General features: G+C 52.4%; 17 protein-coding genes. 14 read left to right on the plus strand and 3 right to left on the minus strand.

Features of this window, described 5'->3' with window-relative positions; translation table 11 throughout:
* Entirely contained in the window at positions 1 to 441 is a 441-nt protein-coding gene (locus F3J26_RS21215; RefSeq protein WP_034807977.1) for an Rrf2 family transcriptional regulator, read from the plus strand.
* On the plus strand, positions 438 to 815 hold the full coding sequence (locus F3J26_RS21220) for a hypothetical protein (protein ID WP_008455572.1): 378 nt from the start codon (positions 438 to 440) through the stop codon (positions 813 to 815). Before F3J26_RS21215 ends, F3J26_RS21220 begins: the two co-directional genes overlap by 4 nt.
* 29 nt (positions 816 to 844) lie before the next feature.
* Here F3J26_RS21220 and ppiC read toward each other — a convergent pair whose 3' ends face one another.
* Positions 845 to 1126: a peptidylprolyl isomerase PpiC gene (gene ppiC, locus F3J26_RS21225; RefSeq protein ID WP_008455569.1), complete on the minus strand. Its 282-nt coding sequence runs from the start codon at positions 1124 to 1126 to the stop codon at positions 845 to 847.
* An 83-nt stretch (positions 1127 to 1209) separates the two neighbouring features.
* On the opposite strand from ppiC, the gene rep reads away from it, so the two are divergent.
* Positions 1210 to 3231: a DNA helicase Rep gene (gene rep / locus F3J26_RS21230; RefSeq protein WP_166995843.1), complete on the plus strand. Its 2022-nt coding sequence runs from the start codon at positions 1210 to 1212 to the stop codon at positions 3229 to 3231.
* 1 nt (position 3232) lies between these two features.
* On the opposite strand, the gene gppA is transcribed toward rep, so the two are convergent.
* A complete protein-coding gene (gene gppA / locus F3J26_RS21235; RefSeq protein WP_166995845.1) occupies positions 3233 to 4717 on the minus strand; it encodes a guanosine-5'-triphosphate,3'-diphosphate diphosphatase in 1485 nt (494 codons plus the stop codon).
* A gap of 6 nt (positions 4718 to 4723) precedes the next feature.
* Positions 4724 to 5992: an ATP-dependent RNA helicase RhlB gene (rhlB, locus tag F3J26_RS21240; protein ID WP_008455563.1), complete on the minus strand. Its 1269-nt coding sequence runs from the start codon at positions 5990 to 5992 to the stop codon at positions 4724 to 4726.
* 131 nt (positions 5993 to 6123) lie between these two features.
* On the opposite strand from rhlB, the gene trxA reads away from it, so the two are divergent.
* The 11 genes from trxA to wzyE all read left to right on the plus strand — a co-directional run bounded on the left by trxA (position 6124) and on the right by wzyE (position 18435).
* Positions 6124 to 6453, plus strand: coding sequence for a thioredoxin TrxA (trxA, locus tag F3J26_RS21245; RefSeq protein WP_008455560.1), 330 nt, complete (start codon positions 6124 to 6126; stop codon positions 6451 to 6453).
* 361 nt (positions 6454 to 6814) lie between these two features.
* Complete coding sequence (rho, locus tag F3J26_RS21250; RefSeq protein ID WP_008455558.1) at positions 6815 to 8074, plus strand: transcription termination factor Rho; 1260 nt, start codon at positions 6815 to 6817, stop codon at positions 8072 to 8074.
* A gap of 252 nt (positions 8075 to 8326) precedes the next feature.
* On the plus strand, positions 8327 to 9415 hold the full coding sequence (gene wecA, locus F3J26_RS21255) for a UDP-N-acetylglucosamine--undecaprenyl-phosphate N-acetylglucosaminephosphotransferase (RefSeq protein ID WP_166995847.1): 1089 nt from the start codon (positions 8327 to 8329) through the stop codon (positions 9413 to 9415).
* Between the two features lie 22 nt (positions 9416 to 9437).
* On the plus strand, positions 9438 to 10484 hold the full coding sequence (wzzE, locus tag F3J26_RS21260) for an ECA polysaccharide chain length modulation protein (RefSeq protein WP_008455554.1): 1047 nt from the start codon (positions 9438 to 9440) through the stop codon (positions 10482 to 10484).
* A 62-nt stretch (positions 10485 to 10546) separates the two neighbouring features.
* Positions 10547 to 11677 carry a non-hydrolyzing UDP-N-acetylglucosamine 2-epimerase gene (gene wecB / locus F3J26_RS21265; protein ID WP_336709244.1) on the plus strand — a complete coding sequence of 377 codons (1131 nt, stop codon included), beginning with the start codon at positions 10547 to 10549 and terminating at the stop codon, positions 11675 to 11677.
* Positions 11674 to 12936, plus strand: a complete 1263-nt coding sequence (wecC, locus tag F3J26_RS21270; RefSeq protein WP_166995851.1) for a UDP-N-acetyl-D-mannosamine dehydrogenase — start codon at positions 11674 to 11676, stop codon at positions 12934 to 12936. The genes wecB and wecC overlap by 4 nt, the downstream gene beginning before the upstream one ends.
* A 6-nt stretch (positions 12937 to 12942) precedes the next feature.
* Entirely contained in the window at positions 12943 to 13620 is a 678-nt protein-coding gene (gene rffC, locus F3J26_RS21275) for a dTDP-4-amino-4,6-dideoxy-D-galactose acyltransferase (protein ID WP_166995853.1), read from the plus strand.
* Positions 13621 to 13624: 4 nt separating this feature from the next.
* A complete protein-coding gene (gene rffA / locus F3J26_RS21280; protein ID WP_008455546.1) occupies positions 13625 to 14755 on the plus strand; it encodes a dTDP-4-amino-4,6-dideoxygalactose transaminase in 1131 nt (376 codons plus the stop codon).
* Between the two features lies 1 nt (position 14756).
* On the plus strand, positions 14757 to 16007 hold the full coding sequence (gene wzxE / locus F3J26_RS21285) for a lipid III flippase WzxE (RefSeq protein WP_166995855.1): 1251 nt from the start codon (positions 14757 to 14759) through the stop codon (positions 16005 to 16007).
* Positions 16004 to 17083 carry a TDP-N-acetylfucosamine:lipid II N-acetylfucosaminyltransferase gene (locus tag F3J26_RS21290; protein WP_166995857.1) on the plus strand — a complete coding sequence of 360 codons (1080 nt, stop codon included), beginning with the start codon at positions 16004 to 16006 and terminating at the stop codon, positions 17081 to 17083. The genes wzxE and F3J26_RS21290 overlap by 4 nt, the downstream gene beginning before the upstream one ends.
* Positions 17080 to 18435, plus strand: a complete 1356-nt coding sequence (wzyE, locus tag F3J26_RS21295; RefSeq protein WP_166995859.1) for an ECA oligosaccharide polymerase — start codon at positions 17080 to 17082, stop codon at positions 18433 to 18435. The genes F3J26_RS21290 and wzyE overlap by 4 nt, the downstream gene beginning before the upstream one ends.
* Positions 18436 to 18439 lie beyond the last annotated feature (4 nt).

Genomic DNA, 18439 nt, shown 5'->3' on the forward strand with positions numbered 1-18439 from the left:
ATGAAAATAAATAACTCCTTCTCAGCAACATTGCACATCCTGCTTCACCTGGAGCAGATGGACAAACCGCTCACATCGGAACAAATGGCCGCCTTTATCGACGGCAATCCGGCGTTTATTCGTAAAGTGCTCGCCGGTCTGCGCGAGAACAACATCGTCTGCTCAACCAAAGGTCACCACGGCGGCTGGAGACTCTGCCGCCCGGCTAGCGAAGTGACGCTGCTGGATATTTATCTGGCGCTGGGATCGCCGGGTCTGTTTGCGCTAGGTAACCGTAATGAAAACCCGCAATGCCTGGTGGAGCAGGGGGTAAATCGAGTGATGTCCGAGACGTTTACCGCGGCTGAAGAGCTGGTACTGGCGCGGTTTAAAAGCCTGACATTACAAGATATCGGGAGCGAATTTATTAGCTATTTCAATGAAAAGGGGCATGAGGAATGATTTCAACCTTAACCACGGATCTGCCAGTTTGTCTGATGATCGCCCTGGCCGCCGCCAGTATTTCGATGACGATAACGCAAACTGAACTGTTTGCAGGGTTACGCGGCTGGACGGCGAAAAAGCATGCGATGCTGGGCCATCTCTTTCAATGTTTCTACTGCCTTAGCCACTGGGTCGTGTTTGCCGGAATGCTGATTTACCGTCCCTATTTGCTGCACAGCGGGATGCCGGTGATCGACTGGATTATGACGGCATTTATTACCCTCACGCTGACCACTTTCGTGAACGGCATTATTTTTAAAGTGTTCCAGATGGCGGTCGGCACGCACTTGCTGAAGCATGAAGCCCAGCAGACGCTGCAGTCGACAAAGTAAAGAAAAGGCCGGATATCCCGGCCTTTGGCTTAGTTACGGTACAACACCTTGATGATGTGGTAGCCGAACTGAGTGTGCAGCGGGCCGTAAGGCTCCAGCAGAGGGCAGGAAAAGACCACTTTATCGAACGCAGGAACCATCTGCCCCTGACGGAATTCACCTAAATGGCCGCCTTTTTTGCCGGATGGGCAGGTAGAGTGCTTCTTCGCCAGTTTTTCGAAGTCGCCACCGTTTTTAAGCTGCTCCAGAAGGTCCAGAGCCAGTTTTTCTTCCTTTACAAGGATATGCAGTGCTGCTGCGGTTTTTGCCATGATAGTGCCTTGAGTCATGTTGATTACGCTCGCTATACTACCACGCTGTTTTTGTCCCCTCCTGACTTTCATTGAGTGACCGTATGCGTTTAAACCCTGGCCAACAACAAGCCGTCGAATTTGTCACCGGACCCTGCCTGGTTTTGGCCGGGGCGGGCTCGGGTAAAACGCGCGTTATCACCAATAAAATTGCGCATCTGATTCGCGAAAGTGGCTATCAGGCGCGCCAAATCGCGGCGGTGACCTTTACCAATAAGGCCGCCCGCGAAATGAAAGAGCGCGTTTCGCAGACGCTGGGGCGCAAAGAGGCACGGGGGTTGATGATCTCGACTTTCCACACGCTTGGGCTGGAGATTATCAAGCGCGAGTACGCGGCGCTTGGTATGAAATCTAACTTCTCGCTGTTTGACGATACCGATCAGACCGCGCTGCTAAAAGAGCTAACTGAAGGCCTGTTAGAAAACGATAAGGTGCTGCTTCAACAGCTGATTTCAACCATCTCCAACTGGAAGAACGGGTTGTTGTCTCCGGCGCAGGCCGCCGCGCAGGCGAAGGGCGAAAGGGATCGTATTTTTGCCCATTGCTACGGCCTTTACGACACGCACCTGAAGTCCTGCAACGTGCTGGATTTTGACGACCTGATTTTGCTGCCAACGCTGCTGCTGCAGCGCGATGCAGAAGTCCGGGAGCGCTGGCAAAACCGTATTCGCTATCTGCTGGTAGATGAATATCAGGATACCAACACCAGCCAGTACGAGCTGGTGAAACTGTTGGTTGGCGCGCGGGCGCGCTTTACCGTTGTAGGCGACGATGACCAGTCTATCTATTCCTGGCGAGGGGCGAACCCGCAAAACCTGGTTCTGCTGAGCAAAGATTTTCCGGCGCTGCAAGTCATCAAGCTTGAGCAGAACTACCGCTCATCCCGCCGGATTTTGAATGCGGCCAATATTTTGATCGCCAACAATCCGCACGTTTTTGAGAAGCGGCTTTTCTCTGAACTTGAACACGGCGCAGAATTGAAAGTCGTGACGGCTAATCATGAAGAGCATGAGGCCGAACGCGTCACCGGCGAGCTTATCGCCCACCACTTTATTAATAAAACCAACTATAAAGATTACGCGATTCTGTACCGCGGCAACCACCAGTCGCGGGTGTTCGAAAAGATGCTGATGCAAAACCGCATCCCGTATCGTATCTCCGGCGGTACTTCATTTTTCTCTCGTCCGGAAATTAAAGATCTGCTCGCCTATTTGCGCGTGTTGACGAACCCGGATGATGACAGCGCATTTCTGCGTATTGTAAATACACCCAAGCGCGAAATTGGCCCGGCAACGCTGCAAAAGCTTGGCGAGTGGGCGATGCAGCGCAATAAAGGCCTGTTTACTGCCAGCTTCGATATGGGGTTAAGCCAGACGCTCAGCGGGCGCGGCCTTGATGCGTTGCAGCGTTTTACCCACTGGCTGCGGGACGTGGCAACGCTTGCCGAGCGCGAACCGGTGGCCGCCGTGCGAGACCTGATCCACGGCATCGACTACGAAAGCTGGCTGTATGAAACCTCGCCCAGCCCAAAAGCTGCCGAAATGCGGATGAAAAACGTTAACCAGCTTTTCAGCTGGATGACCGAGATGCTTGAAGGCAACGACCTGAATGAGCCGATGACGTTAATCCAGGTGGTGACGCGTTTTACCCTGCGTGACATGATGGAGCGTGGTGAAAGCGAAGAAGAGGCCGATCAGGTTCAGTTGATGACTCTTCATGCTTCTAAGGGGCTGGAATTTCCCTACGTCTACCTTGTGGGCATGGAAGAAGGGATTTTGCCGCACCAAAGCAGCATCGACGAAGATAACGTGGATGAAGAGCGTCGTCTGGCTTACGTGGGGATCACCCGGGCGCAAAAAGAGCTGACGTTTACGCTTTGCCGGGAGCGCCGGCAGTATGGCGAGCTGATACGGCCTGAACCAAGCCGGTTCCTGATGGAGCTGCCACAGGACGATTTAAGCTGGGAAACTGAGCGGAAAGTGGTTTCTGCCGAAGAGCGGATGCAAAAAGGGCAGAGTAATGTGGCCAACATCCGCGAGATGCTGGCCAAAGCGCGTAAAAGCTAGATTAATTGACGCTGAGCGGCCAGTGAACGTAGCTCTGCCAGAGTTTTTCCTGTTCCAGCAGTTCGGCACCGAGAGGGTGACAGGCAAGCCAGGTGTCGGGCAATGCCAGATGCAGGGTTTCGCCGTCGGCCTGCAGTTTAATCTCGGGCAGGATATCGTCTCTGCGGCGGTTTGCGAAAATAATCGCCAGACGTAAAAGACGGCAGAGTCTTTCCGCCACGCGCGGCGGGACTGCGTTTTGCTGGTGGAGCGAAGAGAGATCGACGGGATTGGTCTGGTTAAGCAGCAGCGTTGCCAGCAATTTTTTCTGCGCGGGCGTGTAGCCCGGCAAATCCAGATTTCTCACCAGATAGGCCGCATGCTGCGGGGCATGTTTAAAATCGATGCTTAAGCCAATTTCATGCAACAGGGCGCTGCTCGCCAGCATCTGCTGACTGAGGGGATCCAGCCCCCACGGCTCTGCGATTTGTGAAGCAAAATTCTGCGCAAGCTGCTCCACGCGAGCCGCCTGGCTGGTATCTACCATAAAACGGCGCTGAACGTTACGTAGCGTTCTCTGGCGAATCTCCTGGTCCACCGCAAGATGCAGCATTCCATAGACCAAACCTTCACGCAGCGCGCCGCCTGCAAGCGTCATGCATTCAATATCAAGCTGTTGGAAGATGGCGATGAGAATGGCCAGGCCGCTTGGGAAAACCAGCGCGCGCTCAAGCGTAAGGCCTTCAATTTCCAACTCTTCCAGCCGGCCGCACTGAATCGCTCGCTGTTTTAGCTGTTGAAGTTTTGCCAGGGTAATGCGTTCATCCATCCCCTGCGCCATCATGATTTCTTGCAGCGCCTGCACGGTTCCAGACGCGCCAACACAAATCTTCCAGCCGTGGCTTTTAAGCTCGGCAATGACCGGGCTGAGCACTTCTGCAGCCGCCGTTTCTGCCGCGGCGAAGTTTTCCTGAGCGAGGTTTCTGTCGCTAAAGAAACGCTCCAGCCATGTGACACAGCCCATTGAGAGGCTGAATAACGAGGTTGTTTGCGCCCCGGTGCCCGTTACCAGCTCGGTACTTGCACCACCGATGTCAACGACCAGGCGGCGATCGTCGCCGCCTGTAGTGTGGGCAACGCCCTGATAAATCAGGCGGGCTTCTTCTTCACCGCGAATAACCTGCACCGGGCAACCCAGGATTTCCTGCGCCTTTTGCAAAAAAACATCGGCATTAACGGCGAGACGCAGCGTGGCCGTAGCCACGACGCGAATTTGATTCTGAGGGATATCCTGGAGTCGTTCGGCAAATAAGCGCAGGCATTGCCAGCCACGCTCCATGGCCTCCGGGGAGAGAACGCACTCGCTGTTGAGGCCAGCAGCGAGGCGAACTTTTCGCTTAATGCGGGTCAGGGTTTGTATGCTTCCTGCCACCTCACGCACAACCAACATATGAAAACTGTTAGAACCCAGATCAATTGCTGCATAGAGTGAGGCGGTACTTAGCATAGATTTTTAACCTGCGCGACGACGATTACCACGAGGAGCGCCACCGCGGCGTGGACCGTTGCCAGGGCGGCTACGGGTCAGACGTTTTGGCGGTGGGAACTCATTTAACAGTGCTTCAGCGTTATATTTGCTTACCGGAATGGCGTGGCCAATATAGGTTTCAATCGCCGACAGGTTCAGCGCGTAGTCTTCACATGCCAGGCTGATGGAATGACCGCTTGCCCCGGCACGACCGGTACGGCCGATGCGGTGAACGTAATCTTCACAGTCGTCCGGCAGATCGTAGTTAAATACGTGCGTCACAGCTGGGATGTGCAGACCGCGAGCTGCCACGTCTGTTGCGACCAGAATATCCAGATCGCCACGAGTAAACTCTTCCAGAATACGCAGGCGTTTTTTCTGCGCGACATCGCCGGTTAGCAAACCAACTCGGTGACCATCGGCAGCCAGATGGCCCCAGATATCTTCACAGCGATGTTTAGTGTTAGCGAAGATGATGGCACGGTCCGGCCATTCTTCTTCGAGTAGCGTTTGCAGCAGACGCATTTTCTCTTCGTTAGAAGGATAGAAAAGCTCTTCTTTAATGCGGTGGCCGGTTCTCTGCTCGGGCTCAACTTCCACATATTCCGCGTTGTTCATCTGCTCGAAAGCCAGTTCACGTACGCGGTAGGAAAGTGTGGCTGAGAACAGCATATTCAGGCGCTGGGTGACCGGCGGCATGCGGCGGAACAGCCAACGAATATCTTTAATAAAGCCGAGATCGTACATGCGATCCGCTTCATCCAGGACGACAACCTGAATCGCGCCCAGGTTAATGTGATTTTGTTTAGCGTAGTCAATCAGTCGGCCGGTGGTGCCGATCAAAATATCGACGCCGCTTTCCAGCACTTTCAGCTGTTTGTCATAGCCGTCGCCGCCATAGGCAAGGCCAAGCTTCAGGCCAGTCGCCTGAGCTAACGGTTCCGCATCAGAGTGAATCTGTACCGCTAACTCGCGGGTTGGCGCCATAATCAAGGCGCGCGGTTGATTCACCTGACGGTTCTCTGGAACCGGGTGAGAAAGTAAATAGTGGAACGTGGACGTCAGAAACGCCATCGTTTTGCCTGTACCGGTTTGCGCCTGCCCTGCAACGTCACGATTCGCCAGAGTCAGCGGAAGTGCCAGTGCCTGAATTGGGGTGCAGTTATGGAACCCTTTATTTTCAAGGGCTTCAATCACCTTAGGGTGCAGGGCGAAGTCGGAAAACTTCTTTTCGGTCAAATGTGTTTTGCTCATAGTGTGGTAGAATATCAGTTTACTATTGCTTTACGAAAGCACATCCGTTGAAATAAACCGGGTGAAATAAAGTCACCCCAAGTTGGTTAATGCTACACCAACAAGGTAGACATAATCCTGTGGAGTTGAACATGAGCGATAAAATTATTCACCTGACTGACGGCAGTTTCGACACGGACGTGCTTCAAGCTGAAGGGTTGATTCTGGTTGATTTCTGGGCAGAGTGGTGTGGTCCATGCAAAATGATCGCCCCGATTCTCGACGAGATCGCTGATGAATATCAGGGCAAAATCACCGTAGCTAAGCTGAACATCGACCAGAACCCGGGCACGGCACCGAAGTACGGCATCCGCGGTATCCCAACCCTGTTGCTGTTCAAAAATGGCGAAGTCGCTGCGACCAAAGTGGGTGCGCTGTCTAAAGGCCAGTTAAAAGAGTTCCTCGACGCCAATCTGGCATAATGGAATCTCAGCCGGTGCGTGCCGCACTTGCATTTTTTTGCGAGCTGCTGGACGCCCGGCGTCACACATGCTAAGTTACCTATGACTTCGCTTTAAACTTGCCCTTAAGTTTGAATCTTTGTATTACCTTAATGCTTCCCGTTCGCTGTCAAATCAACTCTCTTTTACAGCAATCACAACGGACGCATAACCGAATTCGGGCTTATCACCCATTCCGTCTCGTCGTTTCAGTTCTGCGTTTTTCCTATGACCAGGCAGCGATCAGACATGTGTGGTAGCCATTAAACAGGCATGGATGACCCTGCCATACCATTCACGAAACTAAGTTCGAGATTTACCCCGAGTTTAAGAACCCACCATTATGAATCTTACCGAATTAAAGAATACGCCGGTTTCTGAGCTGATTACTCTCGGCGAAAATATGGGGCTGGAAAACCAAGCCCGCATGCGCAAGCAGGACATCATTTTCTCCATCCTGAAGCAACACGCTAAGAGTGGCGAAGATATCTTTGGTGACGGTGTGCTGGAGATACTGCAGGATGGATTTGGTTTCCTCCGTTCCGCAGACAGCTCCTACCTCGCCGGTCCCGACGACATCTACGTTTCTCCCAGCCAAATCCGCCGTTTCAACCTCCGCACAGGGGATACCATCTCCGGTAAGATTCGTCCGCCAAAAGAAGGCGAACGCTACTTTGCGCTGCTGAAGGTTAACGAAGTTAACTACGATAAGCCGGAAAACGCCCGTAGCAAGATTCTGTTCGAAAACTTAACGCCTCTGCATGCAAACTCTCGTCTGCGTATGGAGCGTGGTAACGGTTCTACCGAAGACTTAACCGCACGTGTACTGGATCTGGCTTCGCCAATTGGTCGTGGCCAGCGTGGTCTGATCGTGGCACCGCCAAAAGCCGGTAAAACCATGCTGCTGCAGAACATCGCGCAGAGCATTGCCTATAACCACCCAGACTGTGTACTGATGGTGCTGCTGATCGACGAACGTCCAGAAGAAGTCACCGAGATGCAGCGTCTGGTTAAAGGTGAAGTTGTTGCTTCTACCTTTGATGAGCCGGCTTCTCGCCACGTTCAGGTTGCCGAAATGGTTATCGAGAAGGCGAAACGTCTGGTTGAACATAAGAAAGACGTTATCATTTTGCTCGATTCCATCACGCGTCTGGCTCGTGCCTACAACACCGTTGTTCCGGCATCGGGCAAAGTCCTGACTGGTGGTGTGGATGCGAACGCCCTGCATCGTCCAAAACGCTTCTTCGGTGCTGCACGTAATGTGGAAGAGGGCGGTAGCCTGACTATTATCGCCACCGCGCTTATCGATACCGGCTCTAAAATGGATGAAGTCATCTACGAAGAGTTTAAAGGCACCGGTAACATGGAACTGCATCTGTCCCGTAAGATCGCTGAAAAACGCGTCTTCCCGGCCATCGATTACAACCGTTCCGGTACGCGTAAAGAAGAGCTGCTTACCACGCAGGAAGAGCTGCAGAAAATGTGGATTCTCCGCAAAATCATTCATCCAATGGGTGAAATTGATGCCATGGAATTCCTCATCAATAAGCTGGCGATGACCAAAACAAACGATGACTTCTTCGACATGATGAAGCGCTCGTAAGCAACAAAAACTCGGGGAACGCCACGCTTAGTCGTGGCGTTTTTCGTTTCTGCTCTATACGATATGTACGCGGCTAATTCCTATAGCCAGCTTTATGATGGCAGCGGATACTGCGTCATCATCTTTGATTATTTTGTTTGCCTGTATTATTTGCTGCAGCTTCAGGGAGGAATTTGTGACTAATACCTGTCTTGCAGGGAGATTTAAATATGTTGTTGCGTCTGGTCTTCCATTTTTCCGAGAGCCTGCACTGTGAATCTACTCACCGCTGGAACTGACCTGATCCTCATTTTTTTATTCACTACTGCATTCCTTTTTTGTGCGCGCAAAGCTGCCCGCCGCGTTGGCCTGGTTGATAAACCCAATTTCCGTAAACGCCATCAGGGGACGGTCCCGCTGGTGGGCGGTATTTCCGTATTTGCCGGCGTTTGCTTTACTTTTTTGATCGGCAATTATTATATCCCGCATCTTTGGCTATACCTGTTATGTGCCGGCACGCTGGTACTGGTAGGTGCCCTGGACGATCGTTACGACATTAGCGTGAAAATTCGTGCTGCGGTGCAGGCAATTATTGCGATTGTCATGATGGTCATCGGCAATCTTTACCTAGGTAGCCTCGGCTATATTTTAGGCCCCTGGGAATTGGTGCTGGGGCCTTTTGGTTACTTCCTGACGCTGTTTGCGGTTTGGGCGGCAATCAACGCTTTCAACATGGTGGATGGCATTGATGGGTTGTTGGGGGGACTCTCTTCGGTTTCTTTTGCGGCCATGGGCATCATCCTTCTGCTGGATGGGCAGCACAGCCTGGCGATGTGGTGTTTCGCGATGATCGTTGCCATTTTGCCTTATATCATTTTGAACCTTGGCCTGTTGGGGCGGCGCTATAAAGTTTTTATGGGCGATGCCGGCAGTACGCTGCTCGGTTTTACGATTATCTGGATCTTGCTGGAAACCACCCAAGGTAAAACACATCCTATCAGCCCGGTCACCGCGTTATGGATTATCGCGATTCCGCTGATGGACATGATTGCGATTATGTATCGACGGTTGCGCAAAGGTATGAGCCCGTTCTCCGCGGATCGGCAGCATATTCATCATTTGATCATGCGGGCGGGATTTACCTCAAGGCAGGCTTTTGTGCTGATTACCCTGGCCGCAGCGCTGCTTGCTGGTATCGGCGTTGCCGGTGAATATGTGCACTTTGTTCCAGAATGGCTGATGTTGGCATTGTTCTTGCTAGCATTTGTGCTATACGATTTTTGTATTAAACGAGCCTGGAAAGTCGCTCGTTTTATCAGGCGCCATAAACGTCGCACTCGAAGAAACAACGTAAACATTTAGTCTGACTTGAATTGGGGAAGCGATGAAAGAGCATATGCCAGGTAATTACCCGGTGGTAGAGAACGAGCTGGATATCCGCGGCCTGTTCCGTACGCTGTGGCAGGGCAAATTCTGGATTATCGGAATTGCCTTTGTGTTTGCCCTTATTGCGCTGATTTACACCTTTTTAGCGAAACAAGAGTGGAGTGCAACGGCTATCACTGATCGTCCAACGGTCAATATGCTGGGGGGCTACTATTCTCAGCAACAGTTTCTGCGCAACCTCGATGTGAAAGCGAATATGGCGACGGCGGATCAGCCTTCGGTTATGGACGAAGCCTATAAAGAATTCGTTGTGCAGCTTTCTGCATATGATACCCGTAGGGATTTCTGGCTACAGACGGATTACTACAAGCAGCGTCAGGTCGGTAACAGTAAAGCGGATGCCGCGCTATTGGATGAGATTGTCGACAATATCCAGTACACCCCTGGTGACAGCGCGCGCAATATTAACGACAGCGTCAAACTGGTGGCTGAAACCGCTGCAGATGCCAACAATCTTTTACGGCAATACGTTGCTTTTGCAAGCCAGCGCGCGGCTAGCCACCTGAACGAAGAGTTGACCGGGGCCTGGGCGGCCCGTACCGTTCAGATGAAAGCGCAGGTTAAACGGCAGGAGGCTGTCGCGCACTCTATCTACGATCGCAAAGTAAAAAGCATTGAGCAGGCGTTGAAAATCGCTCAACAGCAAAATATCACCCGCAGCGAAACGAATGTTCCCGCAGAAGAACTTCCGGATTCAGAAATGTTCATGCTGGGCCGCCCTATGTTGCAGGCACGCCTGGAAAGCCTTCAGGCCGTGGGCCCTGATTTTGATATCGATTACGATCAAAACCGGGCGATGCTGAACACGCTGAATGTCGGACCAACCGTCGATACTCGTTTCCAAAACTATCGCTATTTACGCACGCCAGAAGAGCCAGTTAAGCGTGACAGCCCTCGTCGTGCATTCCTGCTGATTATGTGGGGTGCGGTTGGGGCACTGGTTGGTGCTGGAGTAGCTTTAGCTCGCCGTCCAAAGACCGCGTAGGCCCTTTATCTTGTGGAGGAGCGATGGAATGCCTCCACTTTATTCAACATAAGAGAATCACCGTGAAAGTATTAACCGTTTTTGGCACGCGCCCGGAAGCTATTAAAATGGCGCCGTTGGTGGATGCGTTGGCAAAAGACGCGTTTTTTGACGCGAAAGTATGTGTAACGGCACAGCATCGTGAGATGTTGGATCAGGTATTACATCTCTTTTCCATTACGCCAGACTATGACTTAAACATTATGAAACCGGGGCAGGGCTTGACGGAAATTACCTGCCGAATTCTGGAAGGGCTGAAGCCTATTTTGGAATCCTTTAAGCCGGACGTTGTTTTGGTTCATGGCGATACAACCACGACCGTTGCTGCAAGCCTTGCTGCCTTCTACCAGCGGATCCCTGTTGGACACGTTGAGGCGGGGTTACGTACCGGCGACCTTTACTCCCCGTGGCCGGAGGAAGCAAACCGTACATTAACTGGACATCTTGCTTCCTGGCATTTTGCACCGACGGAAAACTCGCGTCAGAACCTGCTGAAAGAAAATATCAGCGAACAAAAAATCTTCGTGACTGGCAATAGCGTTATTGATGCCTTGCTCTCAGTGCGAGATCGCGTCCTGACTCAGGAATCTGTACGCCAGGAAATAGAGGCGAAACATCCCTTCCTCGATGCCGGAAAAAAAATGATTCTGGTCACCGGACACCGTCGGGAAAGTTTCGGCGAAGGGTTTGAGCGTATCTGCCACGCGTTGGCAAAAATTGCCGCACAAAACAGCGATGTGCAAATCGTATATCCGGTTCATATGAATCCAAACGTCAGTGAGCCGGTAAGACGAATTTTGGGGCACGTTGATAACGTTGTTTTGATTGAGCCTCAGGAGTATCTGCCGTTTGTTTATCTCATGGATCGCGCCTGGCTTATTTTGACCGATTCCGGCGGGATTCAGGAAGAGGCCCCCTCTCTTGGGAAGCCAGTGTTAGTCATGCGTGACACCACTGAGCGTCCTGAAGCTGTTGCCGCCGGCACTGTACGGCTGGTGGGGACTGATGAAGAGCGAATTGTGGCAGAGGTCACTCGACTGCTCAGCGATGAGCAAGAATACCAGGCGATGAGCCGTGCCCATAACCCTTACGGGGATGGAGAAGCCTGCCGCCGTATTTTGAATGCCTTAAAACAACATCAGGTGAGATCATGAGTTTTGCCACCATCTCCGTTATTGGCCTTGGTTACATAGGCCTGCCTACCGCTGCCGCGTTTGCCTCCAGCAAGCGAAAAGTCATCGGCGTGGACATTAACCAGCGGGCGGTCGACACCATTAATCGAGGTGAAATTCACATCGTTGAGCCTGATTTAGACAAAGTGGTGAAATCTGCCGTTGAGGGCGGATACCTGAGCGCTACCGTGCAGCCCGTCGAGGCCGATGCTTATCTGATTGCTGTGCCGACCCCTTTTAAGGGCGATCATGAACCCGACATGGTTTATGTGAAATCGGCTGCAGAATCCATTGCGCCCGTACTTAAGAAAGGGGGGCTTGTCGTGCTGGAATCAACCTCTCCCGTCGGCGCGACGGAGCAAATGGCGGAATGGCTGGCTGCCCTGCGTCCGGATTTGAGCTTCCCTCAACAGGTAGGGGAGCTTGCGGATATCAATATCGCCTATTGCCCGGAACGCGTTTTACCGGGGCAGGTGATGGTTGAGCTTATCAAAAACGATCGCGTCGTTGGCGGTATGACGCCGGTATGTTCTGCCCGCGCAAGCGAGTTGTATAACATTTTCCTTAAAGGCGAATGTATTATCACCAACTCTCGCACAGCCGAAATGTGTAAACTGACGGAAAACAGCTTCCGCGATGTTAATATTGCTTTTGCTAACGAACTCTCGCTGATTTGTGCCGATCAGGGGATTAACGTCTGGGAACTTATCCGCCTGGCCAATCGCCATCCTCGCGTGAATGTACTGCAGCCTGGGCCCGGCGTTGGCGGGCACTGTATTGCGGTCGATCCATGGTTTATCGTTTCGCAAAATCCGGAGCAGGCTCGTCTTATCCGCACCGCACGTGAAGTGAACGACGGCAAGCCGTTCTGGGTCATTAATCAGGTTAAAGCTGCGATAGCCGATTGCCTGGCTGAAACAGGCCGCCGCGCCAGCGAATTAACCATCGCCTGCTTCGGTCTTGCTTTCAAACCCAACATCGACGATTTACGTGAAAGTCCGGCAATGGAAATTGCCGAGATACTGGCCGAATGGCACAGCGGTAAAACGCTGGTGGTGGAACCCAATATCCACGAGTTACCAGGGAAGCTTGTCGGCCACTGTGAATTAACTTCGGCAGACGTCGCGCTTGCACAGGCTGACGTGCTGGTGATGCTGGTTGATCATAAAGAATTTAAAGCTGTTCCTGCTGATAAGGTGCATCAGCCGTGGATTGTCGACACCAAAGGTGTTTGGCGATAACTGACTATGAGCCCAATTCACGGCACCCTGACTCCTCTGGACTGGGAAAATCGTTTCTTTGACGTAAACAGCTGCGCGGTTCGCTTCTCTGAGGAAGCCCCCGCGCTGCAGGAAGATCAGTTAAATACCTGGTCGCGCGTCCAGGCAAAAATTCCCTCTCATCGTACCGACTGGCTGGATGGTCTGCAGCAGCTTGGCTTCCAGCTTGTCGAAGGTGAAGTGGATTTGGCCCTTTCTGTTGGCACGCAAAATGCAAATATTCCCGTCGATATCGCCCAGCCGAATGATATCCCTTCGCTTCGCCAGGCGGCTTCTCAGGTATTCACGCAAAGCCGCTTTCGTACGCCCTGGTATAAGGCCGGGGACAGCGGCCGTTTCTATGCGCAATGGATTGAAAACGCCGTCCTTGGCACGTTCGATCACCAGTGCCTGTTGCGGCAGAACGGCGATGAGCCCCAGGGCTTTGTGACGTTACGGCAGTTAAATGATGTCGAGGCCAGAATTGGCCTGCTTGCTGGACGAGGATTGGGCGAGGAACTGATGGCTGCTGCGCAAGACTGGTGTCGTCAGCGTGGTTTGCAAACCCTGCGGGTGGCAACTCAGGTGAGTAATACCGCCGCGCTGCGTCGCTACATTAAAAGCGGTGCCACCATAGAAAGCACCGCCTTCTGGTTATACAGGTGAAAAAATGATCCCATTTAACGCTCCGCCGGTCGTTGGTACTGAACTTGAATACATGCAGGCTGCTATGGGCAGCGGCAAACTGTGCGGAGACGGGGGATTTACTCGCCGCTGCCAGCAATGGATGGAGCAACGTTTTGGCAGCAAGAAAGTGCTGCTGACGCCGTCTTGTACAGCTTCGCTGGAGATGGCCGCTATCCTGCTGGATATCAAGCCTGGCGATGAAGTGATCATGCCGAGCTACACCTTTGTTTCGACGGCTAATGCCTTTGTGCTTCGAGGGGCCGTCATCGTCTTTGTGGACGTGCGCCCTGATACCATGAACATCGACGAAACAAAAATTGAAGCGGCAATTACTGAAAAAACGCGAGCTATCGTGCCGGTCCATTACGCAGGAGTGGCCTGTGAAATGGATACCATCATGGCCATCGCCAAAAAACATAACCTGTTTGTGGTGGAAGATGCCGCTCAGGGCGTGATGTCGACTTATAAAGGCCGCGCGCTGGGTGCAATTGGCCACATCGGGTGTTTCAGTTTTCATGAGACGAAAAACTACACCGCGGGCGGGGAAGGTGGCGCGACGCTCATTAACGACCCTGCTTTAATCGAGCGGGCAGAAATCATTCGTGAGAAAGGCACCAACCGCAGTCAGTTCTTCCGCGGTCAGGTGGATAAATACACCTGGCGTGATATTGGCTCAAGCTACCTAATGGCCGATCTGCAGGCGGCTTATCTTTGGGCGCAGCTTGAAGCGGCAGAACAGATTAACCAGCAGCGTCTGAAGCTGTGGCAAACCTATCACGACGCTCTTTTGCCGTTAGCAAAAGCCGGGCGTATCGAACTTCCGACTATTCCTCAAAATTGCGTGCAGAATGCCCATATGTTCTACATCAAGCTGCGCGATATTGAAGACCGCAGCGCGCTGATTTCCTACCTGAAAGAAGCGGAGATCCTGGCGGTGTTCCACTACATTCCGCTGCATACTTGCCCGGCCGGTGAGAAATTTGGTCGATTCCACGGGGAAGATCGCTTCACCACTCGTGAAAGTGAGCGTTTGCTTCGCCTGCCGCTTTTCTATAACTTGCCGCCAGTGAACCAACGCACCGTCATCAATACGCTGCAAAGCTACTTCGCCTGAGATGTCGTTAGCTAAAGCATCACTGTGGACCGCCGGGTCCACGCTGGTAAAAATTGGTGCCGGTTTGCTGGTGGTCAAAATGCTGGCCGTTGCCTTTGGCCCTTCTGGGGTGGGGTTGGCCGGTAATTTTCGTCAGATGGTGACCGTGCTCGGCGTGCTTGCTGGTGCGGGTATTTTTAACGGTGTCACCAAATACGTTGCTGAACATCATGACAATCCGGAGCAGTTAAAGCGGGTACTTGGCACCTCCTCGGCGATGGTGTTGGGTTTTTCGTCGCTGCTGGCCGTGATTTTCGTTCTGGCCGCGGGACCGATAAGCCTTGGATTGTTTGGTCATGCGGACTACCAGAACCTGGTGCGTCTGGTGGCACTGGTTCAGATGGGCATTGCCTGGGCAAACCTGTCGCTGGCCATTATGAAGGGGTTTCGTGATGCGGCGGGTAACGCACTTGCGTTAATTGCAGGCAGCGTTGTTGGCGTGCTGGCTTATTATGCTTGCTATCGCTTCGGCGGTTACCAGGGGGCGCTGTTAGGTCTCGCGTTGGTCCCCGCTCTGGTCGTCGTTCCTGCGGTGCTTATGCTGGTCAGGCGTGAACATGTTCCGCTGGGCTATTTGAGACCGAGCTGGGATAAGCTGCTGGCCAGCCATCTTGGCAAGTTTACGCTCATGGCGCTGATCACCTCAGTCACGCTCCCCGTGGCCTATGTGATGATGCGAAACCTGCTGGCGGAACATTACAGTTGGGACGAAGTCGGTATCTGGCAAGGGGTAAGCAGTATTTCAGATGCTTATCTGCAGTTTATTACGGCATCTTTTAGCGTTTACCTGTTGCCAACGCTTGCTCGTCTGAAAGAAAAAAGCGCCATCACGCGTGAAATTGTGCGCTCGCTAAAGTTTGTTCTGCCCGCCGTGGCAGCCGCAAGCCTGACAGTCTGGCTGCTGCGTGATTTCGCCATCTGGCTACTGTTTTCGCCAAAATTTATCGCCATGCGTGATTTGTTTGCCTGGCAGCTGGTGGGGGATGTGCTGAAGGTAGGCGCCTATGTGTTTGGCTATTTGGTTATCGCGAAGGCGTCACTGCGCTTTTATATTTTGACTGAAATCAGTCAGTTTATGCTGTTAACCGGCTTTTCGCGTTGGTTAATACCTGCTCATGGTGCGCTGGGCGCGGCTCAGGCTTATATGGCGACCTATATTGTTTATTTTGCGCTCTGCTGTGGCGTATTTCTTATTTATCGTAGACGAGCATGACAACACTGATTCACGTATTGGGATCTGATATCCCGCATCATAATCAGACGGTATTACGTTTTTTTAACGACGTTCTGTCCGCCACGACGCCTCATGCACGAGAGTTTATCGTGGTTTCAGAGGATCGCTCTTTGTTGTCCGCTTTTCCGGCGCTGTCGATCTCTCTATGCCCTTCAAAGCAGGCTATTGCCGCAGAAATTGTGGCAAAAGCTCGAGCTAACCGACAGCAGCGTTTCTTTTTTCACGGGCAGTTTAACGGCAGTCTTTGGATTGCCTTGCTAACCGGGGGACTAAAGCCGGAGCAGGTGAACTGGCATATCTGGGGAGCCGATCTTTATGAGGTATCACGCAGCATCAAATTTCGGCTTTTTTACCAGTTACGCCGTTTTGCCCAAGGGCGAGTTGGGCGCGTTTACGCCACGCGTGGGGATTTAAGCTATTTTCACCGGCGGCACCCACAGGTGCCTGGCGAGCTGTTGTATTTCCCAACGCGTATGGATCCTGGCCTCAATACAATGGCTGTTGATCGGCAACACAGCGGGAAGCTGACGTTACTCGTGGGCAACTCTGGTGACCGCAGCAACCAGCATGTTGATGCACTGAAGGCTATTCATCAGCAATTTGGCGACACGGTGCGCATTGTTGTGCCGATGGGATACCCGACAAATAACGAAGCTTATATTGCAGAAGTAAAGCAGGCTGGCAGCGGTTTATTTAGCCCGGAAAATTTTGACGTGCTGACGGAAAAAATCGAATTCAATGATTATCTCACTCTGCTGCGTCAGTGCGATCTCGGCTATTTTATCTTTGCACGCCAGCAGGGCATCGGCACGCTTTGCTTACTGATTCAGGCCGGGATCCCCTGCGTGCTGAACCGGAAAAATCCTTTCTGGCAAGACATGGTTGAGCAGCATATTCCGGTGCTCTTTACCGAGGATATCCTGGATGAGGCGACGGTGCGGGAAGCTCAGCGCCAGCTACGCTTACTGGATAAACAAAGCATCGCTTTCTTTAACCCTAACTATATCGATGGGTGGCATCGCGCGCTTAGCACCGCGGCTGGAGAGCAAAAATGAGTCTGACGCAATTTGGCGGGTTATTTGTTGTCTGGTTCCTGTCGGTCGGGTTTATCGGATTGTTGACGTATCAAGAGTTTCGCCGCGTGCGCTTTAACTTCAACGTCTTCTTTTCACTGCTTTACCTGTTGACCTTTTTCTTCGGCTTTCCGTTTACCTGTACCCTGGTGTTTCGTTTTGGGGTATCGGTGGTGCCCGCGGACGTGCTGTTGCAAGCTCAGCTCGCAGCGGCCTGTTTCTATGGCATTTACTATGTGACCTATAAAACGCGGCTTAGGGCGAAGGCAGGGCACATGGAGCGGCGTCCACTATTTACCATGAATCGCGTTGAGACGAACCTGACGTGGCTGATGCTGGTGTTAGTGGCTCTGGTCAGCGTCGGCATCTTCTTTGCCCATAACGGCTTCCTGTTGTTTAAGCTGCATTCTTACAGCCAAATTTTCTCCAGTGAAGTGTCAGGCGTAGCGCTTAAGCGCTTCTTCTATTTCTTTATACCAGCCATGCTGGTGGTTTACTTTCTGCGTCAGGACAGCTGGGCCTGGATCTTCTTCCTGGTCAGTACTGTGGGTTTCGGCCTGTTAACGTACATGATTGTCGGCGGGACGCGTGCCAACATCATCATCGCCTTCGCCATCTTCTTGTTTATCGGCATTATTCGCGGGTGGATCTCTCTCTGGATGCTGGCGGCGGCGGGTGTGCTAGGGATCGTCGGGATGTTCTGGCTGGCGCTTAAGCGCTACGGCCTGAACGTCAGCGGTGACGAAGCGTTTTATACCTTCCTTTATTTGACCCGAGATACGTTCTCTCCGTGGGAGAATCTGGGTCTCTTGCTGCAAAATTACGACAAGATTGAATTCCAGGGGCTCGCACCTATTATTCGGGATTTCTACGTATTTATCCCCAGTTGGGTCTGGCCAGATCGTCCTGGCACGGTGCTGAATACCGCGAACTATTTCACCTGGCAGGTACTGAACAACCATTCGGGACTGGCCATTTCCCCAACGCTGATCGGCTCGCTGGTGGTGATGGGCGGCGTGTGGTTTATCCCACTCGGGGCAGTTGTCGTCGGCTTGATTATCAAATGGTTTGACTGGCTGTATGAGCTGGCGAACAGAGAAAGTAATCGCTATAAAGCGGCAATAATCTATGCGTTCTGCTTCGGAGCGATTTTCAATATGATCGTTCTGGCTCGTGAGGGGCTGGACTCTTTTGTTTCACGCGTGGTGTTCTTCCTGGTCATTTTTGGCGCCTGCCTTGTTGTGGCAAAATTACTTTATTGGCTATTTGAAAGCGCGGGGCTTATTCATCAGCGCTTGCGCCGCGTGTCCGCAGTCGACGCGCAAAATGCATGACAAG

Origin of the sequence: Enterobacter sp. Ap-867 (assembly GCF_011752855.1) — a bacterium.
GTDB lineage: Bacteria > Pseudomonadota > Gammaproteobacteria > Enterobacterales > Enterobacteriaceae > Cedecea.